We start from the raw sequence: 18832 nt of genomic DNA, 5'->3' as shown, positions 1-18832 counted from the left end.
CGATGAAATTGCTGCTGGCAACCGACGGGTCGGAAACGGCGGAGGCCGCCACTGATTTCGTCGCCGGATTTCCGTTCCCCGTTGGTTCAGAGGTGCGAATCGTAACGGTGATCGCAAGTGTGCTTCGCGACCAGGAGATCGCCGCCCTCACCCCGGAACAGTGGAGCACTTTCGAGACTGCCAGAGGTGAGAGGGCCGAGGAGGCAGCAGAGAACCTCTCTCGAACTGCGGCCGTGCTGACCGCCGCCGGCCTGAACGTCTCGACCGAGATACTTTCCGGCCATCCTGCCGACGAGATCATCGCCGAATCCGACACTCAGGAAGTCGACCTCATCGTCGTCGGTTCGCACGGCACCACCGGCTTCAGACGTTTCCTGCTCGGCAGTGTCTCGAATCAGGTGCTGCAATCTGCAACGAGGAGCGTGCTGATCGTTCGAAAAGCGGAGGAAGGGTGTGAGGGAGGTCGCGCCGGCCCGCCGGCTGCCGACGGGCATCCCTGGCGGTTGCTGATCGGATACGACGGGTCGGAGCCGTCTGACGCAGCCGTCGACTTCTGCCGCAAGCTGGACCTCGGCGGTCGGGCCGAGGTGAGGTTGCTTGCGGTGCTCCCGATGGTCCACATGTTCCGTCAGGATATTCGACAAGAGATGGACTTGATCTGGCAGAAGAAGAAGGAGTCGGAGAAGGCGGCACTCGAAGCGGCGGCCGACCGGCTGCGCCGCGAAATCACCAATGTGACGACCGAACTTGTCGAGGCAGCCGACGTCAGCGATGCCCTCCTCGCCGCCGGTGATGCGTCGGCGGCCGACCTGATCGTTTTGGGTCACAAGGGAAAAGGAGCCGTCGAGCGATTCCTGCTGGGTTCGGTGACGCCGAGAGTCGCTCACCACTCCTGCCGCTCGGTACTGGCAGTCAGATAGACGCCCGACTCGAGATCGGCCCCTCTGTTCTTCCGGTTGTTCTAGAGCTCACCAACCGAGCGGAGGCGGCGTTGCTCGGCACGGGATCCGGCGAGTATCACCTGGAAGACGGCTTCGACCTGTTCCGGGTCCAGGTTCTGCAGGACCGCCTCTTCGCGGATGATCTCAATGAGTTCCGCCTCGCGAGCCGGCGAGCGCACGGACATCCCGCGCTCGGCTTTGACACGACCGATCTCCAGAGCGAGATCACGTCGTCGTGACAGAGCTCGGACGATGTCGCGGTCCACGAGGTCGATCGCCTTCCTCATCCGATTGATTCCCAGCGCTTCCATCAGCTGCGTGAACTCGGGAGCCGCCAGCTGGCCGGAGACATTGACCAGGGCAGACTCCGGAGTCGGGTGCACCTCCACGCACAGTCCGTCGGCGCCGACGCCCTGCGCGGCCATCGCCAGGGGAACGACACGTGCCCGGCTGCCTGCCGAGTGGCTCGGCAGCACGATCACCGGCAAATGCGTGCGTTCCTTCACGATCGGAACGGAGCTGATGTCGAGAGTGTCGTCATCGGTGAACGTCCGGATTCCGCGCTCGCACAGCACAACCTGGTCGTTTCCCTCGGCCAGAATGTACTCGGCGGCCCACAGCCATTCGTCGACGGTTGCCGACGGGCCACGCTTCAACAACACCGGCCGGCTCTGCTGACCCACTTCACGCAGCAACTCGAAGTTCTGCATGTTGCCTGCACCGATTTCGATCATGTCGGCGAGTTCAACCGCTTCCGGCACGCCTGCCGGCTCGATCACCTGGGTCACAACCGGAAGCCCGACCGCGTCACCGGCGGCACGGAGCATCCTCAACCCTTCGCTCCCCAGGCCGCGGAACTCATATGGGGAGGCCCCTGCGACTGAAGTTCCCGCTCGTAGAACCGACGCGCCGGCCGCCGCCACTACCTCCGCGGTCTCCGTTATCTGGGCCTCGCTCTCGATGACACAGGGCCCGGCGATGACGGGAAACGGGTCATGACCGAACCGCACCTCGCCGACCTCCACGATCGTGTTGGGTGAGCCCGTTTCACTGCGTTCAGCTTTGCGAATCATGTCGTTTTCCTTCCACCGGAAGGCTCCAGATATGAGAAACCCGGAGCCGTTGAGCTCCGGGCCTGATGTCGGTGTTGCGGTCTTGCTAGATGCGCGCACCTTCGGCCCGGACGCTCCGCCCGGTAAAACCGAAGTACGCAAAGAAGACTCGAGAAGTCATGTGCCGGGAACAGTATCGGAGATCGACCGACATGTAAAGGGGCGCCGGGTTTCCGGTGTCCTGCACCAGACCTGGAACCCACTCGAGAATCTACCTGAGGTGTTCGGCGAGGAACCCCAGGATCCGATGCATGTGAGGCTCGAATGCGTCCAACGAGGCATGTGCGGCATCCTCGACGAAGAGGGTCTCCGCGTCGGGGACACGGCGGGCCAATTCCTCGAAGTGCCGGGGGGTAACGGTGGTGTCTGCCCCTCCGTGCACGAGCATTACCGGTGCATCGACGAGAGCCACCCGCTCGCGCGGGGCGATGTCGTCGAATCGGAACCCGATCGTTCTCTCCATGGTGCGAAACAGGCTTCGCTGCATCGGACCGGGTAGGAAGCTGAAGGGGGGACCTTCGGCCATGGCCTCCCCGGGATGCGCAAATGCCGAGACGGAAACCACTGCGTTTATCTGGTCGGTCCGCGACGCCGCAAGGATGGCGGCGCCGGCTCCCACGGAATGGCCGATCACACCGATGGACGACACGTCCTTCCTCTCACGCAGCCATTCGATCGCCACGTCGAGATCCTCGGCGAATCTCGGCATCGAAACGAAATCGTCGTGCTCGCTCCGACCGTGATTGCGAGCATCCAGGAACAAAGCATGGAAACCGGCACGGTGGAGATGTGGTGCAAGCGGCAACATCAGAGAAGCATTGGCACCCCATCCGTGGAGAACGATCACTGCGGGCGACCTGCCGGCAACCGGCAGGAACCAGCCCTTGAGGCGGGTCCCGTTCCTGCTCACCAACTCGACTTCCTCCTCGGGGAGGCCGAGATCGGCCGGCGTATGCGGCTGCTCCCGTTGCGGAGGGGCGAGCGTGCGCTTGAGCACCTCGGGCATGAGCCTCGCCACCCCCATCACGAGCAGGGCGGGGAGGAGTACACGTTTGAGCATCGGGACATTTTATGAGAGCCCTGCGCTAGTTGGAACGCCCGAATCAGTCCGGCAGCCGTGTCCGCGGCCCCGCGTCGCATTTCTGCGCGCGGAGCTCAGTTAGCATCGTCCGCTGTGCCCGGTTCCATCCACCTCGACAATCTGACCAAGCGCTACGGAGCGTTCACCGCCGTCGACGGCCTCAGCCTCGACGTCGCCGTCGGCGAGACCTACGCGCTGCTCGGCCCGAATGGAGCGGGCAAGACCACCACCGTCGAGATCCTCGAGGGGCTGCGCAGCGCAGATTCCGGCACGGTGGAAGTCCTCGGACTGGATCCGATCTCAGATCGCACCCGGCTGCAACGCCGGATCGGCGTGATGCTGCAGGAAGGCGGGGTCTATCAAGGAGCCAAAGCCCGTGAGGTTCTGACTCTATTCACGGCCTACTACCCGGGTGCCCGGGATACCGACGAGCTTCTCGAACTCGTGGGACTGACCGAGCAGGCGACAACACTGCACAGGCGGTTGTCGGGTGGCGAGAAGCAACGGCTGTCGCTGGCGATGGCCCTGGTCCACTCGCCCGAACTCGTCTTCCTCGATGAGCCGACCGCCGGCATGGACCCGGTCGCACGGCGCACCACCTGGGAGATCATCGAGCGCCTCCAGGCGGACGGCTCGACGATTCTGCTGACCACCCACTTCATGGACGAAGCCGAACGGCTGGCCGACAGAGTTGGGATAGTCAATCACGGCAAGATGGTGGCCGAGGGGTCGCCGGCGGAACTGATCCATGCCCGTGGCGACGTGTCGTTCGTCTCCTACCCGAACCTCCCCGTCCAGGAGCTGACCCAACAGATCGGCATAGACGTCCGCGAGGTACGCACCGGTTTCTACGTCGTGACCACCGACGCACCGACGCCGGTTCTCGTGGCTCAGGTGACTGCGTGGCTTGCCGGCCATGACGCCATGATCACCGAGTTGCGGGTTGGAGCCGGTGGACTCGAGGAAGTGTTCCTCGCGCTGACCGAGGAGAACAACCGATGATCGGCCGAATGCTCTTCGAGCAGGGAAGAATGGAGCTGCGGCTCACGTTGCGGCGCGGCGAAGCCGTGTTGCTGACGCTGATCGTCCCGGTTTCTCTCCTGTTGTTCTTCGGGGCTACGAACCTGTTCGAGATCGAACTCGGGTTCCTGGTTCCCGGTCTCCTCACGCTTTCGGTGATGTCCTCGGCTCTGGTGGCCCTGGCGATAGCTACCGGCTTCGAGCGCAAATACATGGTGCTCAAGCGTTTGGGTGCCACCCCTCTCCCCCGCTGGGTCCTGTTCGCCGGGAAGATGGCCGCCACTCTGTTCCTGGAGATTCTCCAGCTCTCGATAATCCTGGGTGCGGCGCGGCTCATCCTCGACTACCGGCCGTCCGTCAGTTGGTGGGCGCTGACGCTCGCCGTCGTGCTCGGAACCTGTGCCTTTGGCGGAGTTGCCTTCCTGCTGTCTGGAACCCTGCGCGCGGAAGCGACGCTGGCCGTTGTGAACGGCTTGTTCGTGGCTTTCTTCGGGCTCGGCGGCGTGATGTTCGCAGTCGAAAACCTCCCCCGCCCGCTGGCGGCAGTGGCCGACATCCTGCCCGCAGCCGGATTGTCGGAGGCATTTCGATGGGCCACGGGTTTCTCCGATTCGGTCGGTCACGGCCTGTGGGTGCTCATGTTCTGGGCAGTTGCAGCACCGATGTTGGCAGTTCGCCTATTCAGCTGGGAAGAGAAGTGACGGAGCGCCGAGTCGCCTGGTGGACGGCGGCGGCAGCAGTATGGACTTTCGTCACCTGGGGCAACCGCATCGGTCTTCTCTCCGGGGATGAGGCCGCAGAGCCGTGGACGTGGATTCGCGTCGGAGGATCACTTCTGTTCGGAGTGGCTCTGGCGGCGGTTGCCGCCTCCCTGTTCAGGGGCCGCCCGTATTCGAGGTGGATGGCCAATGCGTTGATCGGCTTCGCCGTGCTCACGGTCGTGATCTGGATCCGTTCCTCGGTGTCCACCCTGTCCGGTGAAGAAGGCGTTGCGTTCAAGCTCGTTCACGTCGTTCTGGCACTGATCTCGATCTGGCTCGGGATGGTTCTCTTCGGCGCCGGTATCAAGAGGCTGCGCACAGGAGTCTCAGGGAACTAGGCGCCCTCCGGCACCCGGAACCACCTGCTCTCATCGCAATCTGGATTCTCCTCGCCGTTGCTTCGTTGAAAGCGGCCAACTTGCCGGCCGTTCCCGACCCGGGGATTCGAGCCGGCAATGGTTCTCCAGCTGCCGGCAGTCGCGAATGAGCTCTTCCCGGCGGGTTGGTTTCTGGTCGAAGGTTTCGGTCCAGGCGCGAAGCCGGCAAGGACGTAGACGGCGAGGCGCGGTGGCCGCGAGAGACGCCGACCCCGCAACCTACAGCGCCCAGCGTCCGTCGCTCGAACTCAGACGACGACGTCTATCCAAACGGCGGCAAACAACAGCGACAGGTAGATCGTCGACGTCCGGAACAGGTTCATCGCGGTTTCCGGCTTCTGCAGCAAACGGACCGAATCGAACAGCATCCAGGCGCCCAGTACCCCGGCGGAGGCGGTGTAGATCCAACCCAGCTCCGCCACCGGGACCAACCAGAAGGTCACGAAGACCAGCACTGCGGAATAGGCAATGATCTGCTGCGCAGTCTTGCGCGGTCCGACGATCACGGGAAGCATCGGTACCTCCACGGCTGCGTAATCGTCCCGGTATCTGAGCGCCAGCGCCCAGAAGTGAGGCGGGGTCCAATAAAAGACGATCGCAAACAAGATCCAGGCCGACAGGTCGAGCGTGCCGGTCACGGCGGCCCATCCGACCAGCACCGGTGCAGCCCCCGCCGCCCCGCCGATGACGATGTTCTGCGGAGTCATGCGCTTGAGAGTGAGCGAGTAGACGAACACGTAGAACAACAGAGCGGCGGTGGAGATCGAGGCTGCCAGCAGATTCGAGGTCGCCCACAGCACGAAGAACCCGGCGACTCCGAGAACGATCCCGAACCACAAGGCGCTATGCGGATCGACCCGATGCCGGGGCAGCGGCCGCCGCGAGGTCCTCTTCATCTGCCGATCGATGTCGCGATCGATGTAGTTGTTGAGGGTGTTGGCCCCACCGGCCGAAAGGGTCCCGCCGATCAGCGTGGCGAAGACCAGCCACGTCCCGGGCCACCCCCGCGCCGCCAGCACCATTGCCGGAACGGTGGTGATGAGCAGCAACTCGATGATGCGAGGCTTGGTCAGACCAATGTACGCGCCGATTATGTCGCGCCAGCCGGAACGGTGCGCGTCGGGGTCGGTAAACGAGACAGACGGGGAATCCATGAAGCACCGAGCTTACTTGGAAGAGCATGTGGTCGAAATGGGGGTTACACGGAAGTACGCCGGCTGAGGGCTGGAGGCCCTGCTACGGGACACCCGATCAGGGCGAGGAACCGCACCGGGTCGACCCGGATCGTGGTTCGCCCTGGACCGACCGCCAATCGAGTACAAACCATTTGCGGAACATCCGTTCTCCGCTAGAGGCGAAAGTCCTTACCTTGCGGTTAGTGAGTCCCAACGTCTAGAGTGTCCCGACCGTAAGTACCGGCAGAATCCGCGGGGAGGACTACGCACCGTGTCGTCTGGGGCACCACGAATGTGGCTGAAGCTCGCTCTCTCTGCGAGTCTCATTCTCGGCCTGACTTCTTGCATTGCCGACTCACCTCTCGATGCGCTGGACCCGCAGGGGCCGGCCGCCCGGCAGATCGATGAGCTCTCCAACCCGGTCTTCCTGATCGCCGGCATCATCCTCGCCATCGTCCTGGGCGGCATGCTCTTCGCCATCATCCGCTACCGCGATCACGGCCAGGCAGAGCCGAGGCAAATCCACGGCAACGCGGTGCTCGAGGTGGTCTGGACCGCCATTCCGATCATGCTGCTGGCCGGACTCGCAGTGCCGACCGTGCAGACGATCTTCGACCTCACCGAGTGTTCCGACGACGCCATGGAGGTTGACGTCATCGGCCATCAGTGGTGGTTCGAATACCGGTATCCCGTGGAAGGCATAACGACGGCCAACGTCATGGTGATTCCGGCCGGCGAAGAGATCTGCCTCAACATGACCTCCGAGGACGTACTTCACAACTTCTGGATTCCGAAACTGAACGGCAAGCGCTACCTCGTGCCCGGCCAGCAGACCGTCTTGACGCTGGAGGCCGATCAACCCGGCGAGTACTGGGGACAATGCGGAGAGTTCTGCGGGTTGTCCCATGCCCTCATGCGGGCCCGGGTGCGCGCCGTCGACGTCGAGGACTACGACGCCTGGGTTGCCAGAATGCAGCAGCCCGCCGAACTCCCCGACGCAGGGAGGAACCCGGAGGAACGTCTGGCAGAAGCGGGTTTGGATCAGTTCAAGGGGATCTGCAGCACCTGTCACGTGATCGACGGCGTGAACCAGCTCGACAACCCGATCGGGCCAAACCTCACTCACTTCGCCGATCCCTACCGAAATGTCTTCGCGGGCGCCTCACTCGAGCGAACGGAAGAGGAACTCGCCGATTGGCTGGCCGACCCCCCAACCATCAAGCCCGGCTCTTTCATGCCGAACCTGAACCTGACTGCCGATGAAATCGATGAGCTGGTGGCGTTTCTGCAGAGCCTCGATCCGACGAAGGAGAACTGATGGCGACCCCGGCATCTCCCGCGTCGACCATCTTCCGCCGGCCCAGGCAAACCTCCGGGTGGATGAGCTGGATCACGACGGTCGATCACAAGAAGATCGGAATCATGTACGGCTATTCGGCCTTCATCTTCTTCATCCTCGGAGGTCTCGAGGCCCTGATTCTCAGGCTGCAGCTGGCGGGCCCCGACGGAACAGTTCTCGATGCGGCCGAATACAACGCCATGTTCACGATGCATGGAACCACCATGGTGTTCCTGTTCGTGATGCCGGTCGGCGCGGCGTTCTTCAACTACCTGTTGCCTCTGATGATCGGAGCGCGGGACGTTGCGTTCCCGCGCATGAACGCACTCAGCTTCTGGATATTCATCTTCGGCGGAATCTTCCTCTACTCGTCGTTCCTGTTCGGCACGACCGGACCCCCCTCGGGCGGCAACCTCCCCGGCGGCGCCACCGATGCTTCCTGGCTCGGCAGCACGATCAACGGCGGGTGGTTCATGTACCAGCCCAACGCCGGACCGCGCTTCTCGACCGGCACGGTCCTCGACTACGGGGCAATCGGACTTCAGATCCTCGGCCTGGCGTCGCTGATTTCGGCCGTCAACTTCATTGCGACGATCCTGAACATGCGAGCCAAGGGCATGAAGCTCCTGCGCATGCCCGTGTTCATCTGGATGACGCTGGTCGTCGCCTTCCTCCTCCTCTTCTCCTTGCCGATCATCGCCGTGGCTCTCTTCATGGTCACCTTCGACCGTCAGTTGGGAACGCTCTTCTTCGACACGTTCCAGGGGGGTGATGCCGTTCTCTGGCAACATCTCTTCTGGCTGTTCGGCCATCCCGAGGTCTACATCCTGATCCTCCCGGCGATGGGCATCGTTTCGGAGACCCTGCCCGTCTTTTCTCGCAAGCCTCTGTTCGGCTATCCGGCCGTGGTCTTCGCCGGTGCCGCGATCGGCTTCCTCGGATTCGGTGTGTGGGCTCACCACATGTTCTCCTCCGGTATCACGCCGGTAGCCCAGGCGGCATTCGGACTGGCAACGATGACGATCGCGGTGCCGACCGGCATCAAGATCTTCAACTGGCTGGGAACGATGTGGATGGGGAAGATCAAGTTCACCACTCCGATGCTGTTCTCACTCGGATTCGTTGCCCTGTTCGTTATCGGCGGACTGTCCGGGGTGACCCACTCGATCGTTCCGGCCGACTGGCAGCAGACGGACACCTATTACATCGTTGCGCACTTCCACTATGTGCTGTTCGGAGGCGCCATCTTCGGGATCTTCGCCGGGCTCTACTACTGGTTCCCGAAACTCACCGGCCGCATGATGTCCGAGAAGCTCGGCAAGCTGCATTTCTGGCTCATGTTCATCGGAATGAACCTGACCTTCGGTCCGATGCACTGGTTGGGACTGCAGGGCATGGTGCGGAGGACCTGGAAATACCCGGCGGAGTACAACTTCGGAACCTGGAACATGGTGGTGACGGTCGGTGCCTTCATCATCGCCTCGTCGATCCTCGTGTTCATGCTGAACTGGACCAAGTCGAAGCGGAGAGGTGTCGAAGCCGGGATGGACCCATGGGACGCCCGCACGATCGAATGGAGTATCCCCAACCCCACCCCCGAGTGGAACTTCGGCGTTAACCCCGACGTGCATTCGCTCGATGACTGGTGGCACCGCAAGTACGACGAGGATGAGGACGGTCGTCCGGTGCGCAGGCCGGATGCCGATTCCACGATCGCCCTGTTCCACGATCAGGGCGTGAACCCGCCGGCACCTATCCACCTGCCGACGCCTTCGTACTTCCCGTTCTTCGCAGGCGCATCGTTCCTCGCCGTCGGATATGGAGTCATCTATCACACTCGGGGCTGGGGACTGCCTCTCTTGATCTTCGGCGTCGTTCTCTTGCTCTCCTCGCTGATCGGCTGGTCACTCGAACCACTCGAAGAGGAACACGAGGAGGTGCACGCATGAGCGATGTCGCTCACGAAGAGCATGTGCACGAGAGCACCGGCGTTGAAACCAGAAAACTCGCCATGTGGGTCTTCCTGTCGAGCGAGTTCATGTTCTTCGGGGCCCTCATCACCAACTACCTGCTGTTCAAGGGGCGGGTCGGATACACGGCGCCCTACCCGGCCGAGATCTTCGACATCCCGTTCACGTCGGTCAGTTCGTTCGTGCTGCTGATGAGTTCATTGACGATGGTCCTCGCCGACCACGCCATCCACCGCGATGACCAGCGCTCCACCAGAACGTGGCTCATCGCCACCGCCCTGCTCGGCATGGTGTTCCTGGCCGGGCAAGCCTATGAGTTCACGACCTTCGTAGTGGATGAAGGCATGAAGATCTCCACCAACCCCGCAGCATCGGCTTTCTTCACGCTCACCGGGTTCCACGGCACACATGTGCTGGTGGGAGTGATCATGCTGCTCACCCTGGTCGGCATCTCGTTCCGCAAGGGGCGACTGTCGACCGCGACCGGCCTCAATCTCGAGAACGTTGCGCTCTACTGGCACTTCGTCGACATAATCTGGATCGTGATCTTCACGGTCGTCTACCTGATCAAGTAGGAATCGGCAATGGCAGGGGCACAGACCAAAGCGCATCCATCTCCCAAACAGTACGTACAGATAGCAGTCCTGCTGGCGGTCCTCACCGCCGTCGAAGTCGCCCTCTATTACATAGAAGAAGCAGGTGTTTCGGAAATCGTCGTCTATCCGACTCTGATCATCCTGGCGATCCTGAAGTTCGTCATCGTCGTCGCCTTCTACATGCATACCCGCTACGAGAAGGGGATCATCAGCCGCTTCTTCACCGTGGGTTTCGTCGGGGCGCTGATGCTCTATACGGTGGTGCTCGGCACCTTCGGGGTGTTGTCCGCCATCGGCGGTTGAGCGGCGTGCCCGCGTTTCAAGGCAACGACATACCGCTTCTCGCCGCGGTCACCATCGATTGCCGCAGTCTTGGGCTGGCAGACTTCTGGGCATCGTTGTTGTCCGTGGAGATAACCCACCGGGACGAGCAGTGGGCATTCCTGGCCTACGCTCCGGATCGCAAGGTGACGGTCTGGTTTCAGAAGGTTCCCGAGGACAAGACCGTCAAGAACCGGGTGCACCTGGACCTGGCCGTCGCCGATCTCGAGGCCACAGAATCCCGGATCCTCTCGATGGGCGGCCGCAAGCTCGCTTCTCAAACGTGGGACGAGTATTCATGGATCACATTCGCAGATCCCGAGGGAAACGAGTTCGACATAATGCGGGTGGAAGCCTGAACCGGCAGCCGTTGGAATTACCCGCCGGATAACTCACATTCTTCAGCTGAAACACCGCAGTTCAGTGCCCGCGAACCAGGAAGACCATCACGATGGCGATCACGACGGTCGCTATCCCCGCGAGTGCGGCGATGACCTCCGTATAGCGGAGTTTGATGCTGGGGCGGTAGCCACCCAGGAATGCGAACAGCAGGATCCCGGCGGAGATGACGATCGCCAGCATCGAAGCCGCCTCGTGGAACATGACGAAGAGTGTCGCAATCACTGCGATCACCGCAACGAGGGTCAGCAGCGACACCAGCGGAACCATCAAGGAGTTGCTCAGCCTGGTCCGCACCTCGCTCGAATCAGCACGATCTCCGGCGGTCAGGCCGGCAGGCACCGCGGTCACGTGTGCGAGCACCGCTGTTCCGGCTCCAAGAATCGCACCGCCGATCACCAACCACCAGAGCGCCGAAGAGACCGGGACGGCGACGATTCCCTCGTTGATCGTCTCGATCCCGAGAACGCCCACCAGCAAACCCCCACCACTCGCCCCGAGAACCGCTCCGATAACCGCCCCGATCCAGACTCCGGCCCCTCCGAGAACGGCCAGGTCGGCACGGAAGAACGCCGGAGCCCGCCGGCCGACAACCGCCAGGAAACCTCCGAAGACGGCCCACAGGGCCGCCATCCCGATCACCACGGGCAGGACTTGCAGCTCCACTGCCGCCCCGAACCCATCCGCCCGCTCAACAGAGGACGCGTTGTCGACCAAGAAGACGGCCGAATACGCGGCTGTCACCAGACCGAACCCGACGCCCAGTGCCGCACCCAGCGCGGCCGGCAGGCCGACCCGCTTCGACAGAGGCGCCGGCTCGACCCCGGGCTCGACCGGGGCCTGAGGCTCCAGCACTGCGGTGGCGGCTGTCACTACGGGCACCGAAGGTTCCGGTTGCTCTTCGGCCGGCGCGGCTTCCACGGCCGACGATGGTTCCTCGGCAGGGGTGGGCGGAGGCGCCGGCCGTGAAGGGGCGACGGGAGCCGAACCACCCGCCCACGCCTGCAAGACCTGCTCCGTTTCGACACCTTGCGCAGCGGCGCGAGCGTCGGCCGAACGGCGTATAAGCTCTTCAGGGGCCCCCAGGGTGGCCGCAACCGCGGACAGCAACTCACTCATGAGGCCGGGATGATAGTGGAGTGAGCTCTCGTTGGCTGCGGCCGGCGCATTTGATCTGTGCCAATCTGGACTGGACAAACGTCGAACCCAGAACCTGTGAGAACCATGATCTCTGCCATTTGCTACGGATCGCTCAATCCGGACCTCACCCACCGGATCGCCAAGTTCCCCGAACCCGGAGACGATGTGCGCTCGATCGGGTCCCGGATCACCTACGGCGGCGGCGGTGCCAATCCCGCAGTCGCGCTGGCCGCCTGGGGGGCGACGACCGCCGTCGTCGGCAACGCGCTCGGCGATGATCCGCTGGGGCGCTGGCTGGTCGATGACCTCGCCGCCCGTGGAGTCGACATTTCCATGATCGAAATCTCGCCTTCGGCGACGACCCCCCACTGTGTGGTGCTGGTCGGGCAGGACGGTGAGAGAACGATCATCTCGAGCGGATATGGAAACGCCATCTGGCAGTCACTTGCTCCCGATGCCTGGCTCGGACGTTCGGTAGCAGTTGTCGATGCCTATTCGGCTGGATGGGGGGCCGAAGTCATCCGGCAGGCCTCCGAAGCAGGGGTTCCCGTTGTGGGAATCGATGTGGCAGGCCGCGCCTCGGCGCCGCTGCAGGTCTGCGTGTGGTCGAGCCATGAGCATGCCAGAGAGGATGCACTGGCGTTGTCCCGGTCTGGCCCGGACGTCGTGCTCACGAGCGGAAGCGAGGCGGCGGCTTGGTGTTCCGGGGGAGAGGTGGTATTCGAAGTACGGCCACCGGAAGTCGACCCGATCGACCCGACCGGAGCCGGCGACACTCTGGCGGCAATGGTGGCATTCGGAGTCGGATCAGGTTGGGACCCTCACCGCACCCTCCGGATGGCCGTCTCCGCCGCTTCGCTGTCGGTGGGACTCGAACGAGGAGATCCGGTCTCCGACCTGGGGGCGATAACGGCTCTGGCGAACTCCATTACCGACTGAACGTCCGGGAAGCGCTCGGGCGTCTACTCTGCTCGGCATGCGCGCCGTAGGTCGAACTCTCTTCCGGTTGATCACCTTCCTCCTCATCGCCGGACTCGTGGTCGGAGTGATCGGCCTGTACCTCGTTCGACGATCATTCCCCCTGGTGGACGGTGAGGTACGCCTCGCCGGTCTCGACGCTCCCGTGGAGATCATCAGAGACTCGAACGGGATTCCGCACATCTTTGCATCGACGACACACGACCTGTTCGTCGCCCAGGGCTACGTTCACGCACAGGATCGCTTCTGGCAGATGGACTTCTGGCGTCATATCGGACAGGGTCGTCTGGCTGAGCTGTTTGGTTCGTCCCAGGTGGACAACGACATCTTCCTTCGCTCGCTCGGGTTCACCGAACTCTCGGAAGTCGAGTTCGAAGAACTAGACGATGAATCGAGGGCGATTCTCGAGGCCTACTCGGAAGGGGTCAATGCCTACCTGGCCGATCACTCCGGCACGAAGCTCTCCTTCGAATACGCGACGCTCGTCCTGCAAACACGGGGATATGAGCCTGAGCCGTGGGATCCGGTCGACACGCTTTCGTGGGCGCGGATGATGGCCTGGGATCTCGGCGCCAACATGGGCAGCGAGATCGAGCGGGCGATCCTCGCAGGATCCCTTCCTCGCAGTCGGGTCGACGAGTTGTTCCCTCCCTACCCGTCCGATCGGCCTTTCATCCTGCCGCAGTCTTCTCCGTATGGAGGAGGGCCGGCGGTCGGTGCAGATCCGACCGCGGCGGTGGGGGACCTCGATCTGGCTGCACTGTTGGGCCCGACCGCCGACCGGGTCGCAACACTCAACGAGGTCGTTGGGGAGCCGGGTGCAGACATCGGTTCCAACAACTGGGTGGTAGCGGGATCGAAGACGTCGACGGGCTTGCCGATCCTGGCCAACGACCCGCACCTGAGCATCCAGATGCCTTCTATCTGGTATGAGATCGGTCTTCACTGCGACGGGCAATGTCCGTTCGATGTGGTGGGTTTCTCATTCGCGGGCGTTCCCGGCGTCATCATCGGCCACAACGATCGCGTCGCCTGGGGAGTCACGAACCTCGCCGCAGACACCCAGGACCTGTACGTCGAACGGATGAACCCGGACAACCCCAATCAATACGAGTTCGAGGGGGATTGGGTTGATCTCGAGGTCCGCACCGAAACGATCGAAATCGCCGGAACGAACCCGAAACGGATCGAGGTGAGGTCCACGAGGCACGGGCCGATCATCTCCGATCGATACGGTCCCCTGGACGACTTCGGGACGGAAGCGGGGATCGAGGTCCCGATCAACTATGCAGTAACCCTGCAATGGACGGCGCTGGAGCCCGGCCGTCTGGTGCAAGCCGTACTCGGAGTAAACCAGGCCGGTAACTGGGACGAGTTCCGAACGGCCGTCGGAATGTGGGACATTGCCGGACAGAACTTCGTATACGCGGACATCGACGGCAACATCGGCTACCAGAGTTCCGGGTTGGTTCCCATCCGCGCCTCCGGCGACGGCCGCTGGCCCTCATCCGGCTGGGAAGGCTCAACCGAGTGGACGGGTTTCATCCCCTTCGAGAGCATGCCGACCGTGTTCAACCCGCCGGAGGGATTCCTGCACAGCGCCAACCAGCACGTCGCCGACTCCTCCTTTCCTTATTTCCTGGCTTTCGATCTTGCCTACGGCTATCGCGGCGACCGCATCGTCGATGTGCTGGACGGTGCGGTCGGCGTCGATTTCGCTTTCATCGAGGAGTTGCAGAGAGACAGCCGGAACCTCAATGCAGAGCTGGTCGTCCCGTCACTCCTGTCACTGCAGACCGACAAGCCGGTCGTCGGTGACGCTCAGCATCTGCTTCGGGAGTGGGCCGGCGGTGAGGACGCGTTCCAGCAGCGCGCCGAACTACCGGGAGCCGCCCTCTATGCGTCCGTCTGGCGACACATACTCCGATTGACGTTCCACGATGAGCTGCCCGAACGCTTCTGGCCGGCCGGAGGGAGCCGCTGGTCGGAGGTCGTCGCCGATCTGCTCGACCAGCCGGGCAACAAATGGTGGGACATCACTTCAACTTCGACCACAGAGAGCCGCGACGACATCCTCGAATTGTCCTTGCTGGCAGCCATTGCGGAGCTGACGGACGAGCTGGGGGACGATCCGGCCGATTGGCGGTGGGGAGACCTGCACACCGCCACCTTCCGCAACGCCACATTCGGTGAATCCGGAATCGCGCCCCTCGAATGGCTGTTCAACCGCGGGCCGTATGAGGTCGATGGAGGATCCTCGATCGTCAACGCCACGAGTTGGGATGCCTCCAAGAGCTACGAAGTCGTTGCGGTTCCGTCCATGCGGATGATCATCGACCTCTCCAACTTCGAACGATCCCGTTCGATTCATCCCACCGGGCAATCCGGCCACATCTTTCACGAGCACTACATAGACATGGCCGAATCGTGGGTGGCCAACGATCTCCACCCGATGCACTGGGAGCACGACGCCATCGCAGCCGATGCTGAGGGAACCCTGGTTCTGAGGCCCTGAGCTCCGGCGGCAGGAGCGCCGGAGCCGGGTGACTCTCCCCTCCATGCGCTCCGGGTGAAACACCAACTCCATGCTCGGCGGCAGAGCCGGACGGTAGCCCGGATCCACCAGCCTCCTCGATGCGCCATACTTGGCAGGTGCGTGAGTTCGGATCTCGACAACCGGAAGAGCAAGCCGATGGTGCGTCCGATCTGGCCGCACGGCTCGACTCTCTCAACATGGAGTCCGTGGAACGGGTGCTTCGACGCGCCATCGAGCTCCAGTTCGACGATGAGCACGGCCCGGACCGGTTGAACCCGGAGCACATCGAAAGAATCGCGGAGGAGATCGGCATCAGTGCTGCTCATGTCCGGCGGGCACTGTTCGAAGAAGCGACCGCCTCCGAACAAGTCGAGATGACGCCGCTCGACCGGTTCCTCGCCCCCGTCAGAATGAAAGAGCGTACGATCGTCGAAGGGAACCTCGCCGACGTCACCAACACAGTCGATACGTGGCTCGAGAAACACGAGGGACTTCAGAAACGACGTCTGCACGGTCACGGTGTCGTCTGGGAGAAGGATCCTTCCCCGGTAGCTTCGCTGCGAATGGGTTTCGGGGTCGGCAAAGGCAGCGGTGCGATGCGGGCGGTCGGCCCGGTCATCCACCACATACACAGTCTCGAGCCGGCCAAGCACCTCGTCACCCTCGAAGCAGACACCAGCATCATCGGCAAGACGGCCAAGGTCCTGCTGGCAGCAGGTGCAGGACTGTCCGTGGTGCTGGGCGTCGTACTCGGCATCCTTGGAGCCGGTTGGCTGGCACCGGTGGGCGGTGCCGGCACGCTCGCCCTCTTCGGCGGTATCGCCCTCACAACGGCGCGGTTGTGGACGAGCCGCGTCCGCAAAGGCCTGAGGAGAGCACTCGACGCCATCCGTCTCCCCCAGGTCAATCGCGTCCACGAAACGATCCTCGATCGTATCGAACGGACCCTCTCGTCGTTTCGCGGACCGCGGAGCAACACCAGACGCGGTAGCCGGTAGCGAACGAGCCTGCTCCCCTCAGATCTACGACCTCTCACACCCCGACCGGAATGCCGGCGCCGGGTGCTGCGTTGGTCCCGGTCATGGATGCACACACGTTGGCGGAGTTCCGCCGCAACAAGGACGAGTTCTTCAGAGGAAGCCGCCAATCGCCCCTGCCCCACGAACTGCGGCACGGGTTCGAGGGTCTCAAGTACTTCGATCTCGATGAAGCCCTCGACCTCGAGCTGGAACTCCATCCCGAGGAGCCGTCCCCGGTTGAGATCGGCACATCGGACGGCCGGGTCCGGACGTACTTCCGGGCCGGCAGGATCGAGTTCGACATCGACGGCGAACTCGTCCGATTGACCGCGCTGCAGACACCCGGTCACCCCGGCTACTTCCTCCCCTTTCGCGACGGAACGTCCGGTCGCGAGACCTACGGGGCGGGCAGGTACCTGGATCTCGAGGAGCCTGTGGACGGGATGCTCCGCGTCGACTTCAACCTCGCATACAACCCCTATTGCGCATACTCGGACGGATACTCCTGCGCCCTGCCGCCCTATGAGAACTGGCTGACCGTCCCGATCCGTGCCGGCGAGAAGACGTACAGATAGCGGCAGCCGGCCGTAGTGCCCGTTCCCTCGGACCGTCGGTCCGGACTCCTTCGGTGATGCGTTTCCCGGCCCGGGTGACTACCCGGAACTCCGCCGGTCGGAGAGCGTCCGGCTCGAACCGGAGTCCGGTCTCACCCGAGAAACTTCTGCATCGCCCGAATCATGTGGCCGGCGTGGGTCAGTGGGGCCTCATGACGGGCGCCGACCAGCTCGACTACCTCAGGATCGTGGAGCAGTGAGGCCAGTTCGTATTGCAGTTCCGCGAACATCAGTTGGTCCTCGGTGTTGATGATGACCAACGTCGGTTGGCGAACCTTTCCGATCCAGGGGCGAGCGTTGAACCGGTTCACGGCGGACCCTGCCATCCAATACAAGTCCGGGTCACGGTTGTGGTGCTGCTCGTAGAACCACCGGAAGTGTCTCGGCAACACCGCTCCGACTCTCACCAGATACGCGATCCTGGCCCGTGAGAACTCCGTTCGGCTCAGACGGCTGAATCCACGCGCGGCGACGATCACGAACCCACCGACAAGCCGCTCGATGGTCGATCGCGCAGGCCCGGCAGATGTCCCGGCCAGAACGAGTTTGTCTACCCGATGGGGGTGACGGTGCGCCAGTTCGAGCGCTGCCAAACCGCCCATCGAGTAACCCGCAACGTGGGCTCGATCGATTCCCAGCGCGGTCATGATCCCGGCCAGATCGTCGGCGATGTCGGCGATCTCGTAGCGATGGCGCAACTGGTCGGATTTCCCCGTGTTGCGGCTGTCCGGCACGATCACCCGATATCTCGCCGCCAGCTTGCCGATCAGCTTCCACCAGACGACCAGGCTGTGGTCCCCCCATCCATGCACCAGGAACAAGGCAGGAGCGTCGGCGTTGCCTGCTTCCCGGACGAAGAACTCGTTGTCCCCGACGAACACCGATCGGCCTGGTAGGCGGAATGGATGTTCCTGATCCTCGGGCGGTTTGGGCTGCGGCTCGGGGCCGAACACTCTCCAACCGAGCCACATGAGGATGAGCCTCTTCAGCCAGCCCTTCATGACCTTCCGTCCAAAGGGTCTCTGGCAAAGACGAACTCCTCGACCGGCCGTCCGGCGATGAGATGTTCCTGGATGATCCGCTCCATGACCTCTGTTGTGACCGAGCGGTACCAGACGCCGTCCGGATAAACGACGGCGATGGGCCCTTGCTCGCAGATGCGCAGGCAGTCGGCCTTCGTCCGCAGGGCAATCGCTCCGCCCTCGGAGGAATCCGCCGGTGGGAGCTGATCGGTGAATCCCCGCCACCGTGGTGGTGGGCTCGCCAGTTCCAGGTCTTTCATTCTTCGTTTGGTGTAGGTCCAGACCTCCGACGACTCCTCGAAAGTCGAACACCGAGGGGATGTCTGCTCGGCGCACAGAAACAAATGTCGACGCAGCCCTCCGATAGAAAGGGCCGAGGCGATCTTCTCGAGACGTTCGTCGAGGTGAGGGGAGCGATCGGTCATTGGCGG

At 63.0% G+C, this 18832-nt stretch carries 19 protein-coding genes; 13 read left to right on the top strand and 6 right to left on the bottom strand.

Annotated features, from left to right (window positions below):
* Window positions 1-2 precede the first annotated feature (2 nt).
* Window positions 3-920, top strand: coding sequence for a universal stress protein (locus tag VLT15_07300; GenBank protein ID HSR45021.1), 918 nt, complete (start codon window positions 3-5; stop codon window positions 918-920).
* Between the two features lie 41 nt (window positions 921-961).
* On the opposite strand, the gene VLT15_07295 is transcribed toward VLT15_07300, so the two are convergent.
* Both VLT15_07295 and VLT15_07290 read right to left on the bottom strand, forming a co-directional pair.
* A complete protein-coding gene (locus VLT15_07295) occupies window positions 962-2014 on the bottom strand; it encodes a bifunctional 3-deoxy-7-phosphoheptulonate synthase/chorismate mutase (protein ID HSR45020.1) in 1053 nt (350 codons plus the stop codon).
* A gap of 250 nt (window positions 2015-2264) precedes the next feature.
* Window positions 2265-3113 carry an alpha/beta fold hydrolase gene (locus VLT15_07290; GenBank protein HSR45019.1) on the bottom strand — a complete coding sequence of 283 codons (849 nt, stop codon included), beginning with the start codon at window positions 3111-3113 and terminating at the stop codon, window positions 2265-2267.
* Between the two features lie 114 nt (window positions 3114-3227).
* Between VLT15_07290 and VLT15_07285 the strand changes: the two genes are divergently transcribed.
* From VLT15_07285 to VLT15_07275, 3 genes are read left to right on the top strand one after another with little or no spacing between them, the layout of a single operon-like run.
* A complete protein-coding gene (locus VLT15_07285; protein HSR45018.1) occupies window positions 3228-4136 on the top strand; it encodes an ABC transporter ATP-binding protein in 909 nt (302 codons plus the stop codon).
* Window positions 4133-4855 (top strand): ABC transporter permease, encoded by a 723-nt coding sequence (locus VLT15_07280; GenBank protein HSR45017.1) that lies wholly within the window; start codon window positions 4133-4135, stop codon window positions 4853-4855. The genes VLT15_07285 and VLT15_07280 overlap by 4 nt, the downstream gene beginning before the upstream one ends.
* On the top strand, window positions 4852-5253 hold the full coding sequence (locus tag VLT15_07275) for a hypothetical protein (GenBank protein HSR45016.1): 402 nt from the start codon (window positions 4852-4854) through the stop codon (window positions 5251-5253). The genes VLT15_07280 and VLT15_07275 overlap by 4 nt, the downstream gene beginning before the upstream one ends.
* 287 nt (window positions 5254-5540) lie before the next feature.
* On the opposite strand, the gene VLT15_07270 is transcribed toward VLT15_07275, so the two are convergent.
* Window positions 5541-6446 carry a heme o synthase gene (locus VLT15_07270; protein ID HSR45015.1) on the bottom strand — a complete coding sequence of 302 codons (906 nt, stop codon included), beginning with the start codon at window positions 6444-6446 and terminating at the stop codon, window positions 5541-5543.
* Between the two features lie 313 nt (window positions 6447-6759).
* Between VLT15_07270 and coxB the strand changes: the two genes are divergently transcribed.
* From coxB to VLT15_07245, 5 genes are read left to right on the top strand one after another with little or no spacing between them, the layout of a single operon-like run.
* Window positions 6760-7785: a cytochrome c oxidase subunit II gene (gene coxB / locus VLT15_07265; protein ID HSR45014.1), complete on the top strand. Its 1026-nt coding sequence runs from the start codon at window positions 6760-6762 to the stop codon at window positions 7783-7785.
* Entirely contained in the window at window positions 7785-9755 is a 1971-nt protein-coding gene (gene ctaD, locus VLT15_07260) for a cytochrome c oxidase subunit I (GenBank protein HSR45013.1), read from the top strand. Before coxB ends, ctaD begins: the two co-directional genes overlap by 1 nt.
* A complete protein-coding gene (locus tag VLT15_07255; GenBank protein ID HSR45012.1) occupies window positions 9752-10351 on the top strand; it encodes a heme-copper oxidase subunit III in 600 nt (199 codons plus the stop codon). Before ctaD ends, VLT15_07255 begins: the two co-directional genes overlap by 4 nt.
* 9 nt (window positions 10352-10360) lie before the next feature.
* Window positions 10361-10675, top strand: coding sequence for a cytochrome C oxidase subunit IV family protein (locus VLT15_07250; GenBank protein HSR45011.1), 315 nt, complete (start codon window positions 10361-10363; stop codon window positions 10673-10675).
* Window positions 10676-10680: 5 nt separating this feature from the next.
* On the top strand, window positions 10681-11052 hold the full coding sequence (locus VLT15_07245; protein ID HSR45010.1) for a VOC family protein: 372 nt from the start codon (window positions 10681-10683) through the stop codon (window positions 11050-11052).
* 61 nt (window positions 11053-11113) lie between these two features.
* Here VLT15_07245 and VLT15_07240 read toward each other — a convergent pair whose 3' ends face one another.
* On the bottom strand, window positions 11114-12211 hold the full coding sequence (locus VLT15_07240; GenBank protein ID HSR45009.1) for a hypothetical protein: 1098 nt from the start codon (window positions 12209-12211) through the stop codon (window positions 11114-11116).
* A 105-nt stretch (window positions 12212-12316) separates the two neighbouring features.
* Here VLT15_07240 and VLT15_07235 point away from each other — a divergent pair, with 105 nt between their 5' ends.
* The 4 genes from VLT15_07235 (at window position 12317) to VLT15_07220 (ending at window position 17340) form a co-directional block, all read left to right on the top strand.
* Entirely contained in the window at window positions 12317-13171 is an 855-nt protein-coding gene (locus tag VLT15_07235) for a PfkB family carbohydrate kinase (GenBank protein HSR45008.1), read from the top strand.
* 37 nt (window positions 13172-13208) lie between these two features.
* Window positions 13209-15725 (top strand): penicillin acylase family protein, encoded by a 2517-nt coding sequence (locus VLT15_07230; protein ID HSR45007.1) that lies wholly within the window; start codon window positions 13209-13211, stop codon window positions 15723-15725.
* A 137-nt stretch (window positions 15726-15862) separates the two neighbouring features.
* Window positions 15863-16744: a hypothetical protein gene (locus VLT15_07225; GenBank protein ID HSR45006.1), complete on the top strand. Its 882-nt coding sequence runs from the start codon at window positions 15863-15865 to the stop codon at window positions 16742-16744.
* Window positions 16745-16827: 83 nt separating this feature from the next.
* A complete protein-coding gene (locus VLT15_07220; protein ID HSR45005.1) occupies window positions 16828-17340 on the top strand; it encodes a DUF1684 domain-containing protein in 513 nt (170 codons plus the stop codon).
* Window positions 17341-17471: 131 nt separating this feature from the next.
* Here VLT15_07220 and VLT15_07215 read toward each other — a convergent pair whose 3' ends face one another.
* Window positions 17472-18380 (bottom strand): alpha/beta hydrolase, encoded by a 909-nt coding sequence (locus VLT15_07215; protein ID HSR45004.1) that lies wholly within the window; start codon window positions 18378-18380, stop codon window positions 17472-17474.
* The gene (locus tag VLT15_07210) at window positions 18377-18826 is read right to left on the bottom strand and encodes a ferredoxin (protein HSR45003.1); all 450 of its coding nucleotides are present in this window, start codon (window positions 18824-18826) and stop codon (window positions 18377-18379) included. The genes VLT15_07215 and VLT15_07210 overlap by 4 nt, the downstream gene beginning before the upstream one ends.
* Window positions 18827-18832: the final 6 nt, after the last annotated feature.

The sequence above is a fragment of the Acidimicrobiia bacterium genome (assembly GCA_035471805.1).
In the GTDB taxonomy this organism is placed as follows: Bacteria; Actinomycetota; Acidimicrobiia; order Spongiisociales; family JAHEDJ01; genus JAHEDJ01.
Note: the sequence above shows the minus strand (reverse complement) of the source record. Positions and strands in the feature narration are given on the sequence as shown.